We start from the raw sequence: 553 nt of genomic DNA, 5'->3' as shown, positions 1-553 counted from the left end.
ATTTTTCCGACGTTTAAGCATTGACATATGCTTGATTTTTTGCCGCTGGGCCAAGATCTGATCCTGAAGGCCCCAATAAGCATCCGCTGGCCTTACGTTTTCTAGTGAGCGCCCCGGCGCCCCGGTCATGATATCGTTGGTAGTTATAATAAGTTACCCACTCCGCCAGACGATTGCTTAGTTCATCAGGACTGAAATAGTGCTCTAATAACAACACATTTTTCATGGATCGATGATAACGTTCAATTTTACCCTGGGTCATTGGATGATAGGGAGCACATCGGACGTGATCAATGCCTTCACCTTTCAAATATTCCTTTAGATACCGAGATACATACGCTGATCCATTGTCCGACAAGATACGAGGCCGCTGACCTGTACTCAAACTACTAGCTTGTAGAGCCGCCTGCACCGTTCGCTCCACATCTACCGCCTGCATGCTTGGACATAGTTCCCAAGCCAGGATGTAGCGCGAGTAGTCATCTAACACTGTCGAGAGATAGTACCAGCCCCACTGTTTTATCTTGAAATAAGTAAAATCCGTCTGCCACAG

At 46.8% G+C, this 553-nt stretch carries 1 protein-coding gene; it reads right to left on the bottom strand.

Annotated features, from left to right (window positions below; all coding sequences use genetic code 11):
* Positions 1-13: 13 nt before the first annotated feature.
* Positions 14-553 (bottom strand): DDE-type integrase/transposase/recombinase (locus JTN23_RS25775; protein ID WP_247238007.1); only part of this gene is annotated, 540 nt, incomplete at its 5' end.

The sequence above is a fragment of the Telluribacter roseus genome (genome assembly GCF_017355915.2).
Classification (GTDB): Bacteria; Bacteroidota; Bacteroidia; order Cytophagales; family Spirosomataceae; genus Telluribacter.
The sequence above is the reverse complement of the archived record's forward strand: the minus strand, read 5'-3'. Positions and strand labels throughout refer to the sequence as shown.